This is a genomic window from Sediminihaliea albiluteola (genome assembly GCF_014077625.1).
GTDB lineage: Bacteria > Pseudomonadota > Gammaproteobacteria > Pseudomonadales > Halieaceae > Sediminihaliea > Sediminihaliea albiluteola.
The window spans coordinates 540,391-561,855 of the sequence record NZ_JACFXU010000014.1 but is presented as its reverse complement, the minus strand read 5'-3'; the positions used below and the strand labels follow the sequence as shown (position 1 = coordinate 561,855).

General features: G+C 48.3%; 17 protein-coding genes and 1 tRNA gene. 13 read left to right on the top strand and 5 right to left on the bottom strand.

All coding sequences use genetic code 11. The annotated features are described in order from the left end of the window. Nucleotides 1–76 precede the first annotated feature (76 nt). Complete coding sequence (locus H2508_RS09440; protein ID WP_182172352.1) at nt 77–2,263, bottom strand: EAL domain-containing protein; 2,187 nt, start codon at nt 2,261–2,263, stop codon at nt 77–79. A 401-nt stretch (nt 2,264–2,664) separates the two neighbouring features. Here H2508_RS09440 and H2508_RS09435 point away from each other — a divergent pair, with 401 nt between their 5' ends. The 12 genes from H2508_RS09435 to H2508_RS09380 all read left to right on the top strand — a co-directional run bounded on the left by H2508_RS09435 (nt 2,665) and on the right by H2508_RS09380 (nt 15,699). After that, entirely contained in the window at nt 2,665–2,991 is a 327-nt protein-coding gene (locus tag H2508_RS09435; protein ID WP_182172349.1) for a hypothetical protein, read from the top strand. Between the two features lie 73 nt (nt 2,992–3,064). Beyond that, nucleotides 3,065–3,397, top strand: coding sequence for a DMT family transporter (locus H2508_RS09430; protein ID WP_182173431.1), 333 nt, complete (start codon nt 3,065–3,067; stop codon nt 3,395–3,397). A 179-nt stretch (nt 3,398–3,576) separates the two neighbouring features. Continuing rightward, on the top strand, nt 3,577–4,032 hold the full coding sequence (locus H2508_RS09425) for a DUF4442 domain-containing protein (RefSeq protein WP_182172346.1): 456 nt from the start codon (nt 3,577–3,579) through the stop codon (nt 4,030–4,032). A gap of 434 nt (nt 4,033–4,466) precedes the next feature. Next, the gene (locus H2508_RS09420; protein WP_182172343.1) at nt 4,467–4,655 is read left to right on the top strand and encodes a hypothetical protein; all 189 of its coding nucleotides are present in this window, start codon (nt 4,467–4,469) and stop codon (nt 4,653–4,655) included. Then, complete coding sequence (locus H2508_RS09415) at nt 4,648–5,283, top strand: restriction endonuclease subunit S (protein WP_182172340.1); 636 nt, start codon at nt 4,648–4,650, stop codon at nt 5,281–5,283. The genes H2508_RS09420 and H2508_RS09415 overlap by 8 nt, the downstream gene beginning before the upstream one ends. Continuing rightward, complete coding sequence (locus H2508_RS09410; RefSeq protein ID WP_182172337.1) at nt 5,280–6,800, top strand: type I restriction-modification system subunit M; 1,521 nt, start codon at nt 5,280–5,282, stop codon at nt 6,798–6,800. Before H2508_RS09415 ends, H2508_RS09410 begins: the two co-directional genes overlap by 4 nt. Next, on the top strand, nt 6,793–7,581 hold the full coding sequence (locus H2508_RS09405) for a Fic family protein (RefSeq protein ID WP_182172334.1): 789 nt from the start codon (nt 6,793–6,795) through the stop codon (nt 7,579–7,581). The genes H2508_RS09410 and H2508_RS09405 overlap by 8 nt, the downstream gene beginning before the upstream one ends. Beyond that, nucleotides 7,571–8,782 carry a restriction endonuclease subunit S gene (locus H2508_RS09400; protein WP_182172331.1) on the top strand — a complete coding sequence of 404 codons (1,212 nt, stop codon included), beginning with the start codon at nt 7,571–7,573 and terminating at the stop codon, nt 8,780–8,782. The genes H2508_RS09405 and H2508_RS09400 overlap by 11 nt, the downstream gene beginning before the upstream one ends. A gap of 11 nt (nt 8,783–8,793) precedes the next feature. After that, nucleotides 8,794–9,879 carry an SIR2 family protein gene (locus H2508_RS09395; protein WP_182172328.1) on the top strand — a complete coding sequence of 362 codons (1,086 nt, stop codon included), beginning with the start codon at nt 8,794–8,796 and terminating at the stop codon, nt 9,877–9,879. A 1-nt stretch (nt 9,880) separates the two neighbouring features. Next, nucleotides 9,881–11,620 carry an ATP-binding protein gene (locus H2508_RS09390; RefSeq protein ID WP_182172325.1) on the top strand — a complete coding sequence of 580 codons (1,740 nt, stop codon included), beginning with the start codon at nt 9,881–9,883 and terminating at the stop codon, nt 11,618–11,620. A gap of 43 nt (nt 11,621–11,663) precedes the next feature. Then, nucleotides 11,664–14,942 (top strand): type I restriction endonuclease subunit R, encoded by a 3,279-nt coding sequence (locus H2508_RS09385; protein ID WP_182172322.1) that lies wholly within the window; start codon nt 11,664–11,666, stop codon nt 14,940–14,942. A gap of 4 nt (nt 14,943–14,946) precedes the next feature. After that, the gene (locus H2508_RS09380; RefSeq protein ID WP_182172319.1) at nt 14,947–15,699 is read left to right on the top strand and encodes a M48 family metallopeptidase; all 753 of its coding nucleotides are present in this window, start codon (nt 14,947–14,949) and stop codon (nt 15,697–15,699) included. Between the two features lie 330 nt (nt 15,700–16,029). On the opposite strand, the gene H2508_RS09375 is transcribed toward H2508_RS09380, so the two are convergent. Beyond that, nucleotides 16,030–16,106 (bottom strand) — tRNA-Arg (locus tag H2508_RS09375). Nucleotides 16,107–16,380: 274 nt separating this feature from the next. Between H2508_RS09375 and H2508_RS09370 the strand changes: the two genes are divergently transcribed. Then, entirely contained in the window at nt 16,381–18,996 is a 2,616-nt protein-coding gene (locus tag H2508_RS09370; RefSeq protein WP_182172316.1) for a TonB-dependent receptor, read from the top strand. An 86-nt stretch (nt 18,997–19,082) separates the two neighbouring features. On the opposite strand, the gene H2508_RS09365 is transcribed toward H2508_RS09370, so the two are convergent. The 3 genes from H2508_RS09365 to H2508_RS09355 all read right to left on the bottom strand — a co-directional run bounded on the left by H2508_RS09365 (nt 19,083) and on the right by H2508_RS09355 (nt 21,438). Beyond that, nucleotides 19,083–19,631 (bottom strand): DUF2058 domain-containing protein, encoded by a 549-nt coding sequence (locus tag H2508_RS09365; RefSeq protein WP_182172313.1) that lies wholly within the window; start codon nt 19,629–19,631, stop codon nt 19,083–19,085. Between the two features lie 60 nt (nt 19,632–19,691). After that, a complete protein-coding gene (locus H2508_RS09360; protein WP_182172310.1) occupies nt 19,692–20,309 on the bottom strand; it encodes a DUF4136 domain-containing protein in 618 nt (205 codons plus the stop codon). Nucleotides 20,310–20,385: 76 nt separating this feature from the next. Further along, nucleotides 20,386–21,438: a DUF3080 family protein gene (locus H2508_RS09355; RefSeq protein ID WP_182172307.1), complete on the bottom strand. Its 1,053-nt coding sequence runs from the start codon at nt 21,436–21,438 to the stop codon at nt 20,386–20,388. Nucleotides 21,439–21,465 lie beyond the last annotated feature (27 nt).

The following is a 21,465-nucleotide window of genomic DNA, read 5'->3' as shown; positions in this document are numbered from 1 at the left end:
TAAATCACTTCGCTCTTGCAAAGAGCTGTAAGAGCGAAGTCTAAGCTTCGTTGAGCGCTTCGCTAATAGTGTTGATTTAAGATTTCTCTGGTAGCACCTGAGGCAATTCAAGAAGCTTTGCTAAGGGTACTGGTTTGGAGAAATAGTAGCCTTGTAGCTTGTCACAGCGGCGTTGAATAAGATCTTTATGTTGCTCAGGGCTTTCAACGCCCTCTGCTACCACTTCCAAGCCCAAGTGATGGGCCATAGTGATAATCCCTTCCACAATCGCCGTATTCATTCGATTGCTTGTGATATCTTGGATAAAGCTCCGGTCGATCTTTACTGTGTTGATCGGCAATTGGCGCAGATAACTCAGGCTGGAAAAGCCTGTGCCAAAGTCATCAATGGCCACTCTAACGCCTAGATTGCGGATATTCTGCAGCAGTTCAATGGATTTTTCCGAGCCGGCCATCATCAGCCCTTCAGTAACTTCCAGCTCTAGTCGCTCTGGTTTGAGTCCGCTCTCCTCAAGGGCTTGTTTTACCTCATCAAAAAAACCGTTTCGCCGAAAGTGCACTGGGGAGATATTGACGGCAACGCTTAGGGCTTCTCTGCGGCCAGTGTTGATGATGTTCAGGTCTTTACAGGCTCGCCATAAGACCCAGTGGTCCAGGTCAATGATCTGGCCAGTGCGCTCAGCCAGAGATATAAAGTTTCCTGGCAGCAGCAAGCCCCGTGTCGGATGTTGCCAGCGCACAAGCGCTTCCAGTGCTTTCATTTTGCCACTGCGCGCGTCCACCAGAGGCTGGTAGTAAAGCAGCAGCTGATCATGCTCTAGTGCTTCTTGCAGCTCTCGCCGGAGTTCGATCTGTTCACGAGTTGTGGGGTCGGACTCACCGGCATACCACTCCCAGGTATTGCGGCCTTGGTCTTTGGCTTGGCGCATCGCAATATGAGCGTGCTTAATAAGCAGATCAGGGTCGCGCAAGGACTTTTGTCCGAAGGCTACGCCAATACTGGCGCTGACATGCAGCACATGCTCATCAATAACAAATGGGCGCGCAATTAGGCTTAATAAGCGCTCTACCAGCGGCAGCGCCTGCTCGACCCGAGTTTTGTCCGTCAACAATACGCCAAAATCGTCCCCGGCAAATCGAGCAATAAAATCACCAGGCTCCAGCTCTTCAACTAACCTATCTGCCACCGCCTGTAACAGGTGGTCGCCTGTGACGTGACCCAATGCATCGTTGATAGAAGTGAAGTCATCAAGGTTGATCAACAGAACAGCTAAATGCCCCTTGGCCAAAGGAAGATCTTCGGCGAGTCGGGCTTCAAATCCGGCGCGGTTGGGCAGTCCGGTAAGAAGATCGTGGGTGCGCTGAAAATGAAACTTTAGTTCGCTTTCTCTTTGCAGAGTTATATCTTTTGCAATGCCGTAGACGCCTACCACTTCATTATTTACGATGATTGGCAAGCTGGTGACTTCGATTAAAAACTCTTCTTCACTGGCGTTATAAGCGACTACCTCGAAATTTTGAGGAATGCCTTTGCTAGCTTGTGTGAACATGTGGTGAGACGTGTCATGGTATTCGTCTTTTACGACTTGTTTGTAACTTAGTCCAATAAGCTGTTCTTCGGGAATACCGGTGATAGTTTCACAGCTACGATTGGCCGCTATAAAACATCCATTTAAGTCGAGCTCAAAGACTGCATCCGGGTGGTAAGTAAACAGTGATTCATAACGCTGCAACTGAATGTGTAGAGCGCGCTGATCTTGCTGTCTGGCGAAAGAAATAGCCAGCAGTCCGGCTGCTCTAAGGATCAACGAGAGTTGCGCGCCACTAGGTCGGCAGGGCTCAGGGTGGTAGGTGGCAAAGGTGCCTAAAAGTTTATTATCCGCCGTAATTACAGGAATAGACCAGCATGATCTCAGGTTTTCTTTCAGAGCACTGTCTCGGTAAATTGCCCAATTAGGGTCTTTTTTGATGTCCTGGGTAATAACGACTTTTCGTATGGATGCAGCCTTTCCACATGTGGCCACTTCTGGGCCAATTTTCACCCGCTGAAGGGCCGATCTATAGTCCTCTGATAAGCCTTCCCCTAGCACCAAACAAAGCGTGTCATCGGAGGCGTCATACAGCATAAAGGTAACGGTGGCGCCTGGCATTTTTCGCGCTACCATGTGTGTGACTTCCGCCAAGATATCCTGAAAAGGTGCATGGCTGGCAATCATGTCTTGAATTTTTTGCTGATCCGCCAATTCGGCAAGGGTCTGCTGCATGCTCATGCCTTAACTAGACGCATTATGGTTAGAAATTGCCATTCAATAGTAGAAGCTTATCAGCTAATTAGCGCTTCGCCTAAACTTGACAAGATTCTGCCTGCAGGCTATCTCCGCAGGCTTGAAACTAAGGCTTGAGTTAGGTCCAGCTTGATTAGAATGGCCTTGGGCCAGAGCTATCTCGGCCACCGGTAGTGCTAGGTATAAGCTGCTTTAGGGCAGAGAGTGTTATGGACTATTGCCAGTGGCTTTCGTAGCATTGCTCTGGCTGGCTCATTGGGAGCAAGCACCCTGCATTAGCCAGTTTATGCCATGTACTGCTCGGAGTGATCGTCTGCCCCGTCGTTAGTTAATTGCGCTCATAGCTGCGCTTGCTGGTGAATAACAACAAGGACAAAAAAATGATTATCAGCAAATCTCGCCTCGCTTTGGGCTTGGCCTGCGTTTTCTTTGCGGCTCAGGCAGCAGCACTTGATCGAATTGTCATAATCACTAACACCACGGATCAACATGTTGAAGAGCTCTATGGCTCCAACGATGGCACTACATCGTGGCAGGAGGATTTACTTGGTGACTATACCCTGGCTCCAGGTGAGTCGATCGAAGTGGATTTTGATGATGGCACTAACTATTGCATATTTGATTTTTTAGTGGTGATGCGTTCCGGTGAGCAGTTTAAACGCGAAGATGTGAACGTCTGTAAGGTGGGCGAGTTAGAAATAGAATAGCCTTGAGGTGCTCCACTTGTTGCAGCTGTTTTTGCTCAAGTGGGGCGCACCCTAGAGCAGTGAAGTAAATAAGATAATGACCTATTTGTATCTAGTCATAGCAATTATTGCTGAAGTTGTGGCCACCAGCGCCTTAAAAGCTTCAGAAGAATTTAGCAAACTCATTCCAAGCCTCATTGTGGTGATTGGCTATGGCATTGCATTTTACTTTATGACCCTTGTGCTGCGAGTTATACCGATAGGGGTCACTTATGCGATCTGGTCGGGCCTTGGCATTGTATTGGTGGCTATAGTGAGCTATTTCTTATACCAGCAGAGCTTGGATATGCCAGCTATTATTGGAATGGCTTTGATAGTTGCCGGGGTCATCGTCATTAATGTCTTTTCCAAAACCCTAGGCCACTAACTTTTTTAGTTCATAGACTGCTCAGTCTGAAGTACTGTGCTGGATAGAAAATAAGCGATACAGCTAAGTGAATGTCTCCCAGCGATCTCTGCGCAGATGAGTATAGAAGATGCTTAGCGTCGACATAAAAGCGCTATGGAAGCAGCCTAAATTATAATACTTAATAAAAGTCAGGTGATATGAAGTTAACACCCAAATTACTCAAGCTAATTCTTAACTTTTACCCACCCTATATTGGGGCTGGGGTAAAGATCTCGCATATCAGTGAAGATTGGAGCGAGCTTCATGTGTCCATGGCGCTGCGCTGGTATAACAAAAATGCCCTCGGTACACATTTTGGTGGCAGCCTTTATTCCATGGTAGATCCACACTTAGTGCTGCTACTGATGCAGCTCTTAGGTAAGGACTATTTGGTCTGGGATAAGTCAGCCGATATTGATTTCATTAAACCAGGCAAAAATAAAGTCTCCGCTGTGTTAAAGATTTCAAAAGAGACTTTAGAGGAAATAAAAACAAAGACCGCAGAGGGAGATAAGTATTTCCCGGAGTTTTTAGTCAATATCCATGACGAAAACAATGAGTTGGTGGCAAGGGTAAATAAAACGCTTTACGTTAAGAAAAAAAGCCCTAAATAAGTTGCCCAAGAGGCAATGACTATTACAAGCCACTGTTATTAATAAATTGTTTGCCCCTATTGTTAGAATAGCGTGCAGCGGTTTGGCAACACGCCACTAAAAAAATATAACCACCGCTGCAAAGTGCGATTTATCTCGGTGCCCTCACTCTAACCTAGCACTTCGGCATGCACTGCGCCGTTCTGTTTAAATCCAGCCAGCACTGTTTTTACCGAAAATTAACAAAATTACGCAGCCGCCTAGCAATCATTGGCCCTCTACTGCATATTTTCCTTGGCATAGGGGCGCAGTTATTGCAATGTGTGCTCGCCAGCTGGGCAGTCGTTAGCTATCTACTGTAAATTTTTAATGCTGGTGTCAGCGACAGGTGGCAGCCTGTCACTGTATTCAAAGCCAGCTATTGAGAAGAAACACAAAGCTGAAGGAGTTGAGCCATGCAACCCTACCAAACAAGTAAAGTACCACAAGCCGACAATTCCGGCGCAAAAGCTATTCTGGCCCAGAGATTGTGGCTCGTTAAAGCTAACGCTGGCCGGCCCAAGGCTGCTGAACAGCCTGAGAGCCCCATCAAAAAAGACCTCAATGCCTTTTCCGCACCGGTCAAAGGAGCGCAACATGCGTAAAACCACTAAAGTACAGATTCTAGGCGATATAGCCGATATCCGCTCTGGATTTACCTTTCGCGAGAGAGTTGATGAACTCAACAGCGGTGGCAACGCCCATGTGGCGCAAATTAAAGATGTACGCAGTGCGTGGGAGCACACTAATACAGCCATGCTGCATGCTCATCAACTGCCCATGATTAACTGGGAAGGCAGAGACAGGGCCTTCGTTAGTCCAGGTTCAATACTATTACCTTCACGCGGCAGTAAAGGCGGCTATTTTCGAGCCTCTTGCCTAGTCTCAAGTCCGTCGTCTGAACTGCCCGTTGTTGTCAGCAGCCAATTTCTAGTGATCACACCTAAACAAGGCGTATTACCAGAGTTTCTCTGCTGGTCGCTCAACCGCCCCGAAACACAGCACTGGATAGCCGAAGGCGCTGGAAGCCAAGGCACAAGCTTGGTCATGCTGAACGCCACCACGGTCAAGCAATTACCACTGGATATTCCTGCCCTGTCCATTCAGCAAAAAATTGTGCATTTAAATGAGCTGTGGGAAAAAGAACAACAGCTGACACAAGCCTTACTGAATAACCGTGAAACGATGCTGCAAGGCATGTTTCAGCACCTACTTATGGAGAAAAACTCATGAACAACAAAGTTAATCAAGACAGCATCAACAAAGCCCTATGGGCTGTTTGTGACACCTTCCGCGGCACCATCAGCGCCGACACCTATAAAGACTATATTCTGACCATGCTGTTTCTGAAGTACATTTCAGACGTGTGGCAAGACCACTACGAGAGCTACCAAGCCGAGTATGGCGACGAACCTGAACTGATCGATGAGATGATGAAAAACGAGCGCTTTGTCCTGCCCAAGGCAGCCAGTTTTTATGCTTTGTATGAGCGTCGTCACGAGCCTGGTAACGGTGAGCGCATCGACCAAGCACTACACGCCATTGAAGAAGCCAACGGCACTAAGCTCAAAGATGCCGGTAAAAGCGTGTTCCAAGACATCAGCTTTAATACCGATAGATTAGGGGAAGAAAAGCAAAAGAATGACATCCTTCGCCATGTATTGGAGGATTTTGCTAAGCCAGAGTTAAACCTGAAACCGAGCCGTGTAGGTTCATTAGACGTCATTGGCAACGCCTACGAATATTTGATTAAAAACTTTGCGGCCAGCGGTGGCCAGAAAGCCGGTGAGTTTTATACCCCGCCAGAAGTATCTGAACTCATGGCGACACTACTAGACCCGCAACCGGGCGACAGCATCTGCGACCCTGCGTGTGGTTCTGCCTCGTTGTTAATGAAGTGTGCGCGTAAAGTTGTTGAAAACCACGACAGCAAAAACTACGCCCTGTATGGTCAAGAAGCCATTGGCTCTACGTGGTCACTGGCAAAAATGAACATGTTCCTGCATGGCGAAGACAACCACAAAATCGAGTGGGGCGACACCATTCGCAACCCCAAGCTATTGGACCAAAACGGCGACTTAATGCTGTTTGACATAGTAACCGCCAACCCGCCTTTTTCTTTAGACAAGTGGGGCCATGAAGACGCAGAAAACGACAAGTTCGGCCGCTTTCGCCGTGGCGTACCGCCGAAAACCAGAGGCGACTTCGCCTTTGTGTTGCACATGATCGAAACCCTAAAGCCAAAAACAGGCCGTATGGGTGTCGTGGTGCCGCATGGCGTGTTATTCCGCGGCGCTGCAGAAGGACGCATTCGTAAGCAGCTCATTGATGAGAACTTACTGGACGCGGTCATCGGCCTGCCGGAAAAACTGTTTTACGGCACCGGCATTCCAGCCGCCATCCTGATGTTCAAAAAAGAAAAAACCGATAGCAATGTGCTCTTTATCGACGCCAGCCGCGAGTTTAAATCAGGTAAAAACCAAAACCTACTCAGCGATGACAACATCCAGAAAATCGTTGAGACGTTCAACGCACGCGAATCTGTTGATAAATACGCTTATCTAGCCAACTTAGAAGAAATTCAAGAGAACGATTACAACCTTAATATTCCGCGCTATGTGGATACCTTTGAAGAAGAGGAAGAAATCGACTTAATGGCTGTGCGTAAAGAGCGCCTGCAACTAAAAGAGCAGTTGGTCGCATTAGAGCAGCAAATGGATAGCTACTTAAAGGAGCTCGGTTATGAGTAATAAGCAGTTTAGCCAGCTGGATGCGCTAAAAGGCAAGCTAGACGAGTATCGTCCTCTGGCAGCTGAAATAGTCAGCAACCTACATGAAAGCTTAGTCTTGCAGTGGACCTACCACAGCAATGCGATTGAAGGTAACACGCTAACGCTTAAAGAAACCAAGGTGGCAATGGAAGGTATTACCATTGGCGGTAAAACCCTGCGCGAGCACTTTGAAGCCATTAACCACCGTGATGCCATTCTGTTCGTTGAAGACTTAGTCACCAAACAGCAGCCTTTAGATGAGTACACCATTAAATCTCTGCATCAATTGGTACTGAAAAACATCGATGCCGACAACGCTGGCCGTTATCGCCAAGTAAACGTGCTGATTTCAGGTGCTAACCATAAGCCACCGCAAGCCGTACAAGTACCTGAACAGATGGAAGCCTTTATAGAATGGTACACATCCGACGCCCAAGCCTTACACCCTGTTGAACGTGCTGCCCGAGTGCATGGCGAGTTTGTAAAGATACATCCCTTTACCGATGGTAATGGCCGCACCTCACGCTTACTGATGAACTTAGTACTCATGCAGTCTGGCTTTCCCGCCACCGTTATTGAAGTAGAGCAACGCTTAGCCTATTACGAAGCGCTCGACACCGCTCATTGCACCGGCGATTACAGCAGTTTTATTGCACTAGTCGCAGATAGCGTTAAACGCAGCTTTGAACCTTATTGGTGGGCGTTGGGGATAGAGGCTGAAATGGAGAGTTATTTAAAGGAGATGGGATATGGTTCCTAATTCATGGGCGTCTTGCCACCTTGGCGATTTTATGGAGTTCAAGAATGGGCTTAATGCTGATAAAAGCCAATATGGGTACGGGCTAAAATTCGTCAATGTTATGGATGTTTTTGGTAACGATATCCTTACTGAAGACAAGATTATAGGGCGAGTTAATGTCGCTGAAAGTCAGTTAGAAGGTAACTTGCTTAAGTTTGGAGACGTGTTATTTAATCGTACCTCCGAGACATTTGATGAAATAGCCATGTCAGCAGTTTATCTAGACGATAAACCTGCTGTTTTTGGTGGCTTTGTAATTCGCGCTAGACCAAGTAATGGAGTTCTAGCTCCTGCGTACTCTGTGTATTTGTTTCAATCATCCAGGTTTAGAAATCAAGTAATAAAACTTGGACAGGGAGCTGTCCGAGCTAATATAGGGCAAAAGGATTTGGCAAAAGTTAAGGTTTCAATCCCGCCATTCCCTGAGCAGAAGAAAATCGCCCAAATCCTATCTACATGGGATAAAGCCATTACCACCACCGAACAGCTACTCGTCAACAGCCAGCAGCAGAAAAAAGCCCTAATGCAACAGCTGCTCACCGGCAAAAAACGTTTGCTGGATGATAATGGAGTTAGGTTTAGTGGGGAGTGGGAGAAGGTTATAGTTAAAGACTTTGGAAAGGTTGTTACTGGCTCCACACCTCCAAAAAATGATAAAAGTAACTATGGAAGCAGCATTTCGTGGGCAACAGCAGAAGATTTTAAAAGAAAGTACATATCAAACACTAAAGTAAAGCTTACAAAAGAAGGCGCCTCTAAAGCCAGGGTGGTTCCCAAAGGAAGTGTTTTAGTTACATGCATCGCTTCTATAGGAAAAAATGCAATCGCAGGTGAAGCGTTGGCAACAAATCAGCAAATAAATGCTGTAGTGGTCAACCAACAAAATTGTAATGAGTTTTTCTACTACTTAATTGAATATTATAAGCACAAGCTTATAGCTTGGGCTGGCACAACTGCAATTCCAATTTTAAATAAAACAAGTTTTGAAAAAATAAGCTTTTTAACTCCCTTATTAGAAGAACAACAAAAAATCGCTGCGGTGCTTACCTCTGTCGATCAAGAAATAGATAACTTGGAACAAAAAATAGAAGCCTTGAAGCAAGAGAAAAAAGCACTTATGCAGCAGATGTTGACGGGTAAGCGTCGAGTTTTGGTGAGCTAAGGAGGTTGCACGTGGAGCTAACAAAGGACGTTGCATATCAAGCTATTGCTGAGTTTTTTACAGACAAGCCGTTTGTACTGTTTGGTACAGGAACATCATGTGCACTTGATCTGAATTTTGGGATGCCAGCTCTTGAGCGCCACCTTCGAGCTGAACTAGCCCTTGGTATGACCGAAGCACAAGCACAGCAATGGCAACAAGTTGTCTCTGCTCTTAATGCCGGTAGTCATGATTTTGAATCCGCAATGGACTTCATCAAAGATGAGGTTTTGACCAATCGAATAGTCGAACTTACTGCCAGCTTTGTTGCGTACCACGATAACGCTTACGCTCATTCAATCATGTCTGGCTCATGCGAATGGCCCGCTGGCTCGCTACTGAAAAAGCTGGTTGCAGCTTTACCGCAGGCCGATAAACAACTTCATGTCGCTACGCCAAATTACGATTTACTAGCTGAATACGCCTTAGTTCGGTACAAGATTCCCTACATTACTGGGTTTCACGGTGGATTCCTTCGGTACTATGACTGGAGTGAAGCACAAAAGTCAGTTCAAACTATTCAGAAAGGTTTTGGTAGACCGAGGCAGCCACCAAGAGTCGTCGAATGTAAGCATGTTCGCCTACACAAGCCGCATGGTTCGTTAAATACATTTGAGTGGGAAGCTCAACTTATTGAATGTGACAACTGGATTCTCAACAAACCTGAAGGCGTTACGCGAGCCATGATCACTCCCGGTACGGCCAAATATCAACGGCTGCACAAAGATAGAGCGCAGCTGGCTGAATATGATAAGGCCGTCGTCAATCATACTAGTTTTTTATTTTTAGGATTCGGCTTTAATGATTCTCAGCTCGTTAACAACACCTTTAGGCAAAAGCTTGAACAAGACCAATGTCGGGCGTTGGTAATTACTCGGGATTCGAATCCAAGAATTGAGGAATGGTTAAAAAACTGCCCAAATATGTGGATTATCTGCAAACAGACAGAGTCAGATAAAAGCAGAATCTACAACTCAAAATTTAAGAGCTGGCTGCAGATAGATGACAAGGAATTATGGCGTTTTGACGCCTTCACCAACGAGTTTTTAGGAGGGTAACATGGCTCTTTTCACTTTCAATGATGACAGCTACACGCTCGGTAACATTCGTGAAGTTGACACTAGAAAAGTAACCGTTCTGGTAAATAGTGATAAAGACCTGCGTAAGGCTAGAGTTGGACAGCTTGTAACCGTGCAACTCAGCGGTGCGACTGAATGTTGGCTCATTGGCATGATTGATAAAGTCATCAAGGCTGTGGTCGCTCAGCCCATCGCGCTGGAAGTGCAAGAAGATGACACTGACGAGATTGATGTTTTTGAAGATAGTGTAGTCAACACAGTCAAAATCACCTTAATGGGTGCAGCTCGATGGGATGCAATTGATCAAAAATATAAGTTTTCAAGGTCTCTAGATCACGTTCCTGAAATCGAATCAACCTGTTATGTGCTTAAAGACGCCCACTTGGAAGAATTCATGCATGTGATTTCTGAATGTGGCGATGGAAAGCACTCACTGGAACTTGGCTCTTATAAGCTCAATGAGAATGCTCGCGCTTATGTTGATGGAAATAAGTTATTTCAACGACATGCTGCTTTACTAGGTAGTACGGGTTCTGGTAAATCATGGACAGTTGCTTCAATTTTGGAAAGAAGCTCGCAACTACCATCTTCAAACCTCGTAGTATTTGATTTACACGGCGAATACAAAGAGCTTTCCTATGCAAAACAACTGAGAATACCGGGGCCAGATGAGGCTGATGTAGATAATGAACCCATACTCTATCTGCCCTATTGGCTGCTCAACTCGGAAGAGATTCAGTCGTTATTCGTTGACCGAAGTGAGTTCAGTGCGCATAACCAAGTGGTGGTCGTGCAAGATGCAATTACAGAGCAAAAGAAAGCTTTCCTACAAGCCAGTGAGCGCACCGATCTGTTGCAGTCTTTTACACTCGACAGTCCAATTCCATACTCTCTGGACGAGGTCATTGGAAAGCTTAAATATTTAAATGAAGAAAAGGTTCAAGGTTCAAGAGGCCTTAAAAACGGTCCATTTAACGGTGAGTTCTCTAGACTGTTAGTTCGTATGGCCAGCCGTTTAAACGATAGGCGTTATGGCTTTCTTTTTAATAGTCCAGAAAAATACAACCAATATGATTCATTGAGCATGATTGCTGAAAAGCTGATGGGCTTTGGCAATCAAAAGCAAAGTATTAAAGTAATTGATTTCTCAGAGGTTCCAGCTGACATATTGCCGGTAATCATTGGGCTGGTTGCTCGCATTATCTACCAAGTTCAATTCTGGACTGATCCCGATAGCCGCAGACCAATTGCCTTTGTCTGTGATGAAGCGCACCTTTATCTACCAAGAAAAGAAGGCAACCCTGTTGAGCGTAGAGCCGTTGAAGCATTTGAGAAGATAGCTAAAGAAGGCCGGAAATATGGCGTTGCTTTGATGATTGTAAGCCAAAGACCTTCGGACGTAAGTACCACCATTCTCAGCCAGTGTAACAACATCATTTCACTGCGCTTAACGAATGCGGATGACCAAGCAACTGTGCGCAAATTACTACCCGAAAGTTTGGAAAGTCTCTTAGAAGCATTACCCATCATGGATGTTGGTGAAGCCATGATTGTGGGCGACTCTGTGCTTCTACCAAGTAGAATTAAAATTGATCCGCCAACAGAAGAACCGCTGAGTGCGACAATAGATTTTTGGTCTCGCTGGCAGGAAGACGTTACCAATGCAGACTTTTCATTGTCTGTAGAAAATATGCGCCGACAAAGTAGAAAAAAGGCATAGCCTGAAACTACACCTCGGATATTAGGGCTTGAAGAGAGAGCAAATGACATACTACACCCCAAAATTTCAGGAAGAATACAGCGCCAAGCTACCGGCACTGGCGTTATTGACTAACTTAGGGTGGTCGTTTCTCTCGCCTGAGCAAGCGTTAGCTGCCCGTGATGGGAAAACTGACGAGGTGGTGTTGCATCAGGTGCTGCGTAGTGAACTGCAAAAACGTACCTTTACCTTTGCTGGCCAAGACTATCCGCTATCTGAAAACTCCATCGATAACCTGATCGCCGAGGTGTGCAGCCCGGCGCTCAATGAAGGTCTGCTAACCGCCAATGAACGGCTGTACAACCACCTGCTGTACGGTATTTCCGTGACTGAGTTTGTCGATGGTAGAAAAGCCAATCCCACCGTTGCCTTGATTGATTGGGAAAACCTAAGCAATAACAGCTTTGTCTTTACCGAAGAATTTACCGTAACCCGCTCTGGCGGCGTAGAGAACCGCCGGCCTGATATTGTGTGTTTTGTGAACGGTATACCGCTGGTGGTGATTGAAGCTAAACGCCCCGATGGCAACAGCCAAAAAGGTCCGACTATCAATGAAGGTATTTCACAGTGTTTGCGCAATCAACGCCACGACGAGATATCGCGATTATTCGCCTACAGCCAGCTACTGCTGTCGATCAACGGCAATGAAGGGCGTTATGGCACCTGTGGTACGCCAGCGAAGTTCTGGGCCGTTTGGCGTGAAGAAGATATGACTGACGCCCAAATGCACGCCGTTAAAAACCAGCAACTGTCTGCCACACAAGTAACAAAACTATTTAGCCACCGGCCAACTGCAGACTTACATTGGTATCAAAATCTTATCGCTGGCGGTGAGCTTGCTGTAACGGGACAAGACCAGCTTTTAATCAGCTTGTTAAGCCCGACCCGCTTAATGGAAATGACGCGCTACTTTATTTTGTTTGATAAGAGGGTCGGCAAGGTCGTTGCTCGCTATCAGCAAGTATTCGGTATTAAGCGCTTGATAGAGCGCATTAACACCAAGAACCCTAGGGGCGGCCGTGAAGGTGGGGTGATCTGGCATACCACGGGTTCTGGTAAGTCATTCACCATGGTGTTTTTAAGTAAAGCCATGATTCTGCACGATAGCCTCAAGCAATGCCGCATTGTGGTGGTTACCGACCGAGTTGACTTGGAAAACCAGCTGAGTAATACCTTTGCCTCTGGCGGTGAACTGGCTGGTAGAAAAGATAAGGCAGCGGCCATGGCCGCCTCGGGTACACGCTTGGCCGAGCAGATTGGCAAAGGGAATGAGCGGATTATTTTCTCGCTTATTCAGAAGTTCAACACGGCAACCAAGCTGCCGGAATGCGTGAACACCAGCGCCGATATTATTGTGCTCATTGATGAAGGCCACCGTAGCCAAGGCGGTGAAAACCATATTCGTATGAAGCAGGCACTACCCAATGCAGCCTTTGTGGCTTTTACCGGCACGCCACTGCTAAAAGACGATAAGACCACCAATAAGTTTGGCCCCATTGTGCATGCCTACACTATGCAACGTGCCGTGGAAGACCAAGCGGTAACGCCCCTGCTGTATGAAGAACGCATTCCAGATTTAGATGTTAACGAGCGGGCCATTGATAGCTGGTTTGAGCGCATCACCGAAGGGCTTTCAGAGGAACAGAAAGCAGACCTGAAACGTAAGTTCGCTAGAAAAGGTCAAGTCTATGCAGCCGATGACCGTATTCGTTTAATTGCTTTAGATATTGCCAACCATTTCACCAAAAATATCGATGAGGGTTTAAAAGGCCAATTAGCCTGTGATAGCAAAGCCTCGGCCATTAAATACAAACAGTATTTAGATGAAGCCGGTTTATTTGAGTCTGCCGTGGTAATGAGCCCGCCGGACAGCCGTGAAGGTAATACCGCCGTGGATGAGTCCACTACCCCTGAAGTCACCCAGTGGTGGAAAGACAATGTTGGCAGCCAAGATGAACAGACTTATACCAAGAACCTTATTGAACGTTTTGATAACGACGATTCACTCAAAATTTTGATTGTAGTGGACAAGCTACTGACGGGGTTTGATGAGCCCAAAAACACGGTTCTATACATTGATAAGCCCCTGAAAGAACACAACCTTATTCAAGCCATTGCCCGAGTAAATCGGCTGCATCCGAAGAAAAAGTTCGGTTTACTGATTGATTATCGCGGCATTTTAAGCGAGCTCGATACCACTATTCAGAAATACCAAGACCTGGCTTCACGCACCCAGGGCGGCTACGACATCAATGATATTGCTGGCCTTTATAGCCAGATGAGCACCGAATACAAACGCCTGCCGCAACTCTACAAGCAGCTCTGGGCGATATTCGCTCATGTAAAAAATAAAAACGATATCGAACAGTTACGCCAAGTGCTGGTGCCTAAAATCGAAGAAAGGGATGGTGAGCTGGTTGATGTGAACTTAAAGGTGCGTGAAGACTTCTACGAAGCCCTGACCGCCTTCGCCAGCTGCTTAAAAGTGGCACTGCAGTCGGCCACTTTCTTTGAAGATAAGAGTTTCAGCGACCAAGACCGTCTCCATTACAAAGAAACCGTTAAGCAGCTGTCTAGTCTACGGCAAATGGTGCAACAGGATGCGGGCGAAAAAATTGATTATGACCAATATGCCGAGCAAGTAAAAAAGCTACTGGATAAGCATGTAGTGGGTGTGGAAGTAAAAGATCCTGACGGTGTGTATGAAGTCGGCAAAATGGGTCAGCAGCAGATGGAGGACTGGAGCGAAGATAAAACTCGCAACGAGACCGATATCATCAAAACCCGCGTTACACGTATGATTGAACAGGAGTTGCGCGATGACCCCTATGCGCAAGAAGCGTTTTCGAAATTATTACGCCAGGCCATTGAAGAAGCCGAAAAGCTGTTCGAGCATCCGCTGAAACAATATCTGCTGTTTCATGAGTTTGAAGAGCAGGTGCAAGAGCGCCGCTTGGATGATATTCCTGATGCTTTCTCCGGCAATCGTCATGCTCAAGCGTACTTTGGTGTATTTAAAAAGTTGCTGCCGGAAGTGTTTGTAGCAACTGATCAGCAAACGCAGGACAAATGGATCAAGTTGGCGTTTAAAGTGGATCAAGTGGTTGATGTTGCGGTGGCTGAAAACTCTATCAACCCACAGAATATTGAGGCCGAAATCCGTAAACAACTATTACCGCTAATGTTTAAAGAGTGCAAAGCCATTGGTGGCGGCATGGACCAAGCTAGGAAAATTGTCGAAATGGTCGTGCAAATTACCCGTGTTGGTTTGAGTGCGGTGTAACGTTATGAGTGTTTTGATTAAACCAGACAGCCAGCCAATGAGCTTTAGGTACGGTGACGAGCGCATCACCTTTGAGCGTGTGTTGCGCCCGCAAGCCACTGGCAAGGTGTTAATCAAGGTGCATCCAGACTGCCGTGTGGTGGTGTCAGCCCCAGAGGATGCTACCAGCGTGGCGGTTTTGTACGCTGTCAAACAACGCGGACGTTGGATTTACGAGCAACTGCGTGAGTTTCGTCAGCAGCTTGAGCACGTTACCTTACGTCAGTACATCAGCGGTGAAAGCCATTACTACTTAGGCAAGCAATACCTGTTGAAAGTCCACGTCGAGCCAGATCAAGTTCAAGGTGTAAAACTGCTTCGCGGTAAGCTGGAAGTGTCGGTACGTGCCAGCGATGCGACTAGAGTGAAAAACCTGCTTATCGACTGGTATAAGACACGCGCCAGAGAGGTGTTTGCCAGGCGGTTGGATGTGCTTTTAGAGCAAGCACTGTGGGTGCAAGGGCGCCCCCCTATTCGTATTCTAACCATGCAGACCCAATGGGGCAGTTGTTCGCCTAATGGCCGAATTACGTTAAACCCACACTTGGTTAAGGCTCCCCGCGATTGCATTGATTACGTCATCCTGCATGAGCTGTGTCATATCGCCGAGCACAATCATAGCGAACGGTTTTATCGGCTGTTAAGCCAGGTGATGCCCGATTGGGAAAAGACGAAAGAACGGTTAGATGGATTGGCTAGTAGAATACTAGCCTTATAAGGTTTAGGAGCATGCCGAACGAGAGACAATCATCTAGCGCGCCGCGCCGTCGGTAAAAGGACAGTGAGCTAATTTAGGCGCACGACGTTTGTTGGTCTTTATCAGTCTCTGGGGCAGCAGTCATTTTTCGTGTTGCATTTTTTGAGAAAAAACAGGCTGGTCTCAACTTGGCCTCAATCGTAAAAACAGCTTTTTTTGAGACCGTGGAGGGCGAAAGTCATGACATCCGTCCTAGGGACCAAGAAAAATGACCTCTGCTTTTTAGAGGCCTGAGAATGGGCTTATAACAGGAAAGATCAGCGGTTTTAACATGCTGATTTTAAAGGAAAATGGCCCGCCCGGCAGAATTCGAATCTGCGACCTCTGCCTCCGGAGGGCAGCGCTCTATCCAGCTGAGCTACGGGCGGTTAGTGCAAGATATCGCGGCCATGCCGCAATCGCGGGTGGCCAAGGGGGTCGAGCCACCGCGGGGCGCGATAATACCGACTCACTTTGTTGCCGTCCACATTAAGCTCAGCTAAACAGCAGCTTTGACGTGGTTGCTCCCAAGGTATATGTAGTATTGATTGCTAAACCATGAGAGGCTCTTGTTGCTTTGTGTAACGATTTCAACAGGTGCTCTGCGTAGACTAAAAGCCACTAACTCATTCGCTATAACAATAAAGTTAAGAGGTTGGTTTTATGGCGCAGTTCAACAAGCGTGTTTGGGGTGGGGCAGCCCTTGGTGTGGTTTCCGCTCCCGCACTCTGTACAGCCGGTATTTTGCTGGCTTTCAATTCCACGGCTCAGGCTCAAGTACTGGAAGAAGTGGTGGTGACGGCTCGTAAGCGGCAGGAGGCGATACAGGATGTACCGGTTTCTATCTCGGCTTTTACGGGTCATCAATTGCGTGATGCCGGTATCGTCAACTTAAAGGACCTAGGCTACCAGATACCTGGGGTGCAGATTGATCAGGCCAGTGCAGCTCAAATCTGGATCCGTGGTATTGGTCAGCGCGATGACGGTTCCCGGGTGGACGCCCCGGTTGGTGTGTACGTAGATGGCTACTACATTCCGCGTAAAGACGGCCAGCTGCTCGATTTAATTGACGTCCAGAGTGTTCAGGTACTGCGGGGCCCCCAGGGTACCCTGTTTGGCAAGAACACCACAGCCGGCGCGGTGGTGGTGACAACTCAGGGCCCTGGAGAAGAGTTCAGCGGCTTTGCTGAAGCGCGCTTTGGTAACTTTGATCGGCGCGATATTAAAGCATCTCTAAATGTGCCATTGATCGAAGATACCTTGCTGTCCAAGGTGACACTGGGCTCGGTGAAGCGCGATGGCTATCAGCACAATATTGTGACCGGGCAGTACGGTGGCTCAGAAGATCGTAAGTCGGCAGCTCTGCAGTTGCGCTGGCTGCCGAGTGACTCTCTGAGTGTCGATACCTTAGTCTATTACGGCAAAACAGATGAGGTGCAGCCTACCACCAACTGTCGTTGGCTCGAGGGGACCAGTTACAATGGTGAGGACTCCCTTTTTGGCAACCGTATCTTGCCGGGTGAAAAATACCCAGTCGACGCCTTTAACGATAACGATAACCCCGTGCGAGAGGGCTTTATTGCCCAGAGCCAGGTCTATGAAGAGGCATGTAGGCGCTCTGAGGCCCTAGAAGGTGACTACCGCACCACGACTGATTTCCCGATTAATTATAAACTCGACAACCTGATGCTCGGTCTCACTCTAGAGTGGGAGCTGAGTGACTCAATGAGCCTGAAAAGCATCAGCAGTTACGGTGACCAAGAGAAGTCGGGTAACTTTGGTAACCCCGATAACGACAACAGTGAATTACCCCTTTCGTCCCGCTACCGCCCTAACGGTAGCCCCAGTGACAGGCAGCATTTCTCCCAAGAGCTGCAGCTAACTGGCACAGCATTTAACGACCGACTGGACTACACCTTCGGCCTCTTTGCGATGCAAGAGGACATCGACGACGGTACGGATCTGCGTTCAGGCCTGCCTACCGGGACATTACTTTTTGAACCTACCACCATCATGGTGATGAATAGCCCTTCAGTAGAGCGCGCCACCTTTGAATTGGAGAACACTACTTATGCGGCGTTTTTCCAAGGTAGCTACCATCTGACAGACAACCTCGAGTTCACCGCGGGTCTGCGTTGGACCAGTGAGCGCCGTCAGCAAACTGTGGACTTAGACTTGCTGGATGAGGCGGCTTATCGCAAGCGGGCATTTGCGGCGATTGCCGGTACCCCAGGTTTGATTCCTCTTGAGGCTGCTGGTGTTGGGATTGTGACGGATCTGGATGCAGTGATGCAGGCCGACATCTTCTCCAAGATGAGTGCCGTGTTCCCGCTGGATGCTTATGGGCAGCCAGTTTATGACATGATTTCGGTAGATGAGTTAGTGCCGGGGCTCAGTAAAAAAGCTGATGAGACTTGGGAAGAATTGACCCCAATGCTCAGCTTAGCCTATCAGTTGCCGGACTCAGTTCTGGATGCAATGAATATTGATACGGGCATGGTTTATGCCAGTTACGCAGAGGGCTTTAAATCGGGCACCTTTGAGCCTGTGGGTGTCGATGGGCAGGCTACAGTGGAGCCGGAGATAGTCACTAACTACGAGCTGGGCTTTAAGCTCGACTTTATGGAATCGCGCATGCGTCTAAACGGCGCTATTTTCCGCACTGATTTCGATGATATGCAGTTGCGCTCAGTGGTCTTCGATAGCGGTGATACGCCTCGTGTAGTATTGACCAACGCTTCAAGTACCCGCATTACTGGCGGCGAGCTGGAGTGGTCTTGGCTGGCAACGGATGAGCTATTGCTCTTAGCTACCGCAAGCTATAACGATTACGACTACCTGGACTTTAAGGAGCCCCAGTTTAGTTCTCGCGCGCTGTTTACCCAAAGCCCGCTGCCGGTGGTGGATCGCTCCAGTGAGCCATTTGCAGAAGTGCCTAAGCTCACTTGGAGCCTAGGTGTTCAATATACTCTTGATACCCGCTTTGGCACCTTCATTCCGCGGCTGGACTACAGTTACGTCGATGAGATCTTTATGGGCCTCGATGCCGGCGCGGGACAGAACAGAGATCAGTCAACCTTTGATGATTATGGTCTGTTGAATGCACGCGTGGGCTGGGTTGGTCCGAACGGCAGGTTTGAGGGCGCGCTGTATGCCACTAACCTCACTGATGAATTGTACTTCTTTGGTGCCGCGACCGTGGGCGATTCCACTGGGGTCTTCTCAACCACCAGTGCGCCGCCACGGATGTACGGACTGGAGTTCCGCGTTAATTTCTAAGCTTCACAAGGAGAAGTGGCCGGGAGACCGGCCACTTTTTTCTAAACCACTGTTCTGTTTTACGCTTTGGCTTAGGCCGCGCTTGGCTACCACATGAGGTCGTCAGGTATCTCGTAATCTTTATACCACTCTTGCTCTTCTTCGGTGAGCGCCTCGGCGTTGTTGTCGGTGCAGATAATCACGCGCGAGCTGTCGCGTTGAGCGATTTTCTCTGCCACTGCAATGGGCAGTAACTCATAGAGATCGGCTTGCTTGATGATGGCGAGTTTGCCAACAGCCAAGTGCTTTTGCTGCATCTGGGTGACGTAGATCTTTTTGACCGTAGTTTTGTCAGTAAAGTGAAAGCTAATCTCGCCGCCTTGACGACTGATCTTATGGCTTTCAACTAGGTCGCGGATCTGAGCTTCGATGGCTTTACGCTCGGCTTGCTCATTGCGCTGCCGATTGAGCTCACGGTCCCGCTCTATTTTCTCGGCTTTGGCTTTGCGGGCTGCCTCGCTAGCCTCGTTTTCAAGGTCTACGCCACTGCGTCTGGCAACCTTAGCGGCCTTGCGCTTCTCCTTGTCGTATTGCTTGGCTTTTTTGGCATCAGCTAAGCCGGCTTGAAGTAATTGTTCTTTCAGTGAGATGGCCATAAGTTTAACTTTTACCCCGCTGCTAAGCGGGGCTTAATCAATGTGGTTAAAGGAAAGTGTTTATTGATCTATTGCGGTAGATCCGGGTGGGAAGGCCGCAAAAATACTCAGCGCGGCGGCATTGTAACTCTCTTGGTCTTTAAGCTGCGAATCCTTAAGGCGCGATTGAATAGTGCCGCGCCAGACCGATTTGCGCAGCTCTGGGTCGATCATATCGACGATAAATGTGCCTTCAGTGTAATTGCTTGATACCACTTCGCTGCCACCAAAATGGCCTCCCATGCAGCTCCAACAGTTGTACATGGCATAGCGGTTATAGCCGTACATCCCGGGGGTGCTATAGGACTGCACATCGGTTTTAAATTGAGTGACCAAGTGCCAGCTCAGGAGCATGTCGGCCTCACTCGCATCGCTTACTAGCTCAAAGCCTTTTTGCTGTAGCGCCTGGGTTAGAGCTGTGTTGATGCGGTCTTTTTGTATGTCACTTAACTGCATTTTATTGTCGCCGCTGACCTGGCCAGACTTGGCGTAGAAGCCCACTTTCTTTACCTGACTAAAGTTGTAATCCTGTTTGAAATCCACATCAGGCCGCAGTGGGCCGCCGGCGCAAGCAGCCAGTAGTAGGCAAGTAGTAAGTGCCACAGCGACACGGTAGTGCTGTTGGATTGCACTGATCATCTGAGTATCTCCTGAAAACCAATAAAGGCGCTGCTAAGAGCGGCCAGTGTATCAGACCTTAAAACTCTGCAGCGGTTCAGTTTGCAGCACTTTGGCCAATGCCGCCACAGGGCTCGAGGAGTCTTTGTAGCGCCATGACGTGACGCTTGGGAGCAGCGGCCCAGTAAGCGCTGAGTTGCATCCTCTCGCGCTGCCACTGTTGATAGACCTCGGGTAGGGCCGCAGAGAGCGCTTGCTCCAATTGCTGCAGCGCGGTGAATAGCTCAAAGCGGCGCTGTTCGAGTGCTGCGGACCAAGGCTGAATACCCTGAACAAAGTGCTTTTGCACCACGCGTGGCAAAATGTCAGCTGTAGCGGGGCGCAGCATATTGCTGCACAGTGGGCCATTGTCGATCGCTGTGTTAAGCATGCGGTCAGCAGCTTCAAGGCTGCCAGACTGCAGGGCCAGTGCCTCTAAGAGGCTGCCACCATCGCCTTTGTTAATGTCGCTTAGCTGCAACTCGAAGTGCTGATTATCAGCCCGGTAGTCGCCAGCAAGCCAGCGCTGCACATCGAGAGTGATGGCATTTAAGGTTGAAATCACTTGGCTGCTGGTTTGCTGAGGATAATCCTTTAACTGGGCTGGTTTGCGCCAAAACTGTCGGAACTCTGGTCCGACAAGGGTGGCCTCAAAGATGCGAGTTGCGAGCTGGCTCTGCTTGAGTTCATAGGCATCGCGGAGAATCTTCGCTAGTTCGGTTTTACCAGCCCCCTGCATGTGCTCGATACATTCCGGGGCCAACTCTAGGTACTCTAGCTCCAGCAGTAAACGCTGTGAGGCACTAGCCATACGGCCCAAGCTGCTGTTGCGCTTGCCGATGGTGATTTGCACTTTGCAGCCGCTCAGTGCCAGAAAGTCTAAAGTATCCAAGCGTGTTGATGGCAACTCGGAGCGCAGTTCGCTGCGCGAGGGCAGGCGGGGGCTGTTTGGGATGACTATGGCAGGCCGTTCTTGCTCCAGTGGCCTGGCTAGGCGGGTGAGATAAGTGTCGAAAGGCGCCCGAGGGTCCTGGCTGTCACAGGCACTCAGCGTCAAGCAGCTCGCCAGAACAGCGAGCAGCCGAATAATAAAAGGGGTGGTTTGGTTCATAGGGCAGTTATAGCGCAGTTGCACCTT

Coding starts and splice junctions, on each gene's coding strand:
- H2508_RS09440 (WP_182172352.1), bottom strand. CDS start 2,263: ATGCAGCAGACCCTTGCCGAATTGGCGGATCAGCAAAAAATTCAAGAC.
- H2508_RS09435 (WP_182172349.1), top strand. CDS start 2,665: ATGATTATCAGCAAATCTCGCCTCGCTTTGGGCTTGGCCTGCGTTTTC.
- H2508_RS09425 (WP_182172346.1), top strand. CDS start 3,577: ATGAAGTTAACACCCAAATTACTCAAGCTAATTCTTAACTTTTACCCA.
- H2508_RS09420 (WP_182172343.1), top strand. CDS start 4,467: ATGCAACCCTACCAAACAAGTAAAGTACCACAAGCCGACAATTCCGGC.
- H2508_RS09415 (WP_182172340.1), top strand. CDS start 4,648: ATGCGTAAAACCACTAAAGTACAGATTCTAGGCGATATAGCCGATATC.
- H2508_RS09410 (WP_182172337.1), top strand. CDS start 5,280: ATGAACAACAAAGTTAATCAAGACAGCATCAACAAAGCCCTATGGGCT.
- H2508_RS09405 (WP_182172334.1), top strand. CDS start 6,793: ATGAGTAATAAGCAGTTTAGCCAGCTGGATGCGCTAAAAGGCAAGCTA.
- H2508_RS09400 (WP_182172331.1), top strand. CDS start 7,571: ATGGTTCCTAATTCATGGGCGTCTTGCCACCTTGGCGATTTTATGGAG.
- H2508_RS09390 (WP_182172325.1), top strand. CDS start 9,881: ATGGCTCTTTTCACTTTCAATGATGACAGCTACACGCTCGGTAACATT.
- H2508_RS09385 (WP_182172322.1), top strand. CDS start 11,664: ATGACATACTACACCCCAAAATTTCAGGAAGAATACAGCGCCAAGCTA.
- H2508_RS09380 (WP_182172319.1), top strand. CDS start 14,947: ATGAGTGTTTTGATTAAACCAGACAGCCAGCCAATGAGCTTTAGGTAC.
- H2508_RS09370 (WP_182172316.1), top strand. CDS start 16,381: ATGGCGCAGTTCAACAAGCGTGTTTGGGGTGGGGCAGCCCTTGGTGTG.
- H2508_RS09365 (WP_182172313.1), bottom strand. CDS start 19,631: ATGGCCATCTCACTGAAAGAACAATTACTTCAAGCCGGCTTAGCTGAT.
- H2508_RS09360 (WP_182172310.1), bottom strand. CDS start 20,309: ATGATCAGTGCAATCCAACAGCACTACCGTGTCGCTGTGGCACTTACT.
- H2508_RS09355 (WP_182172307.1), bottom strand. CDS start 21,438: ATGAACCAAACCACCCCTTTTATTATTCGGCTGCTCGCTGTTCTGGCG.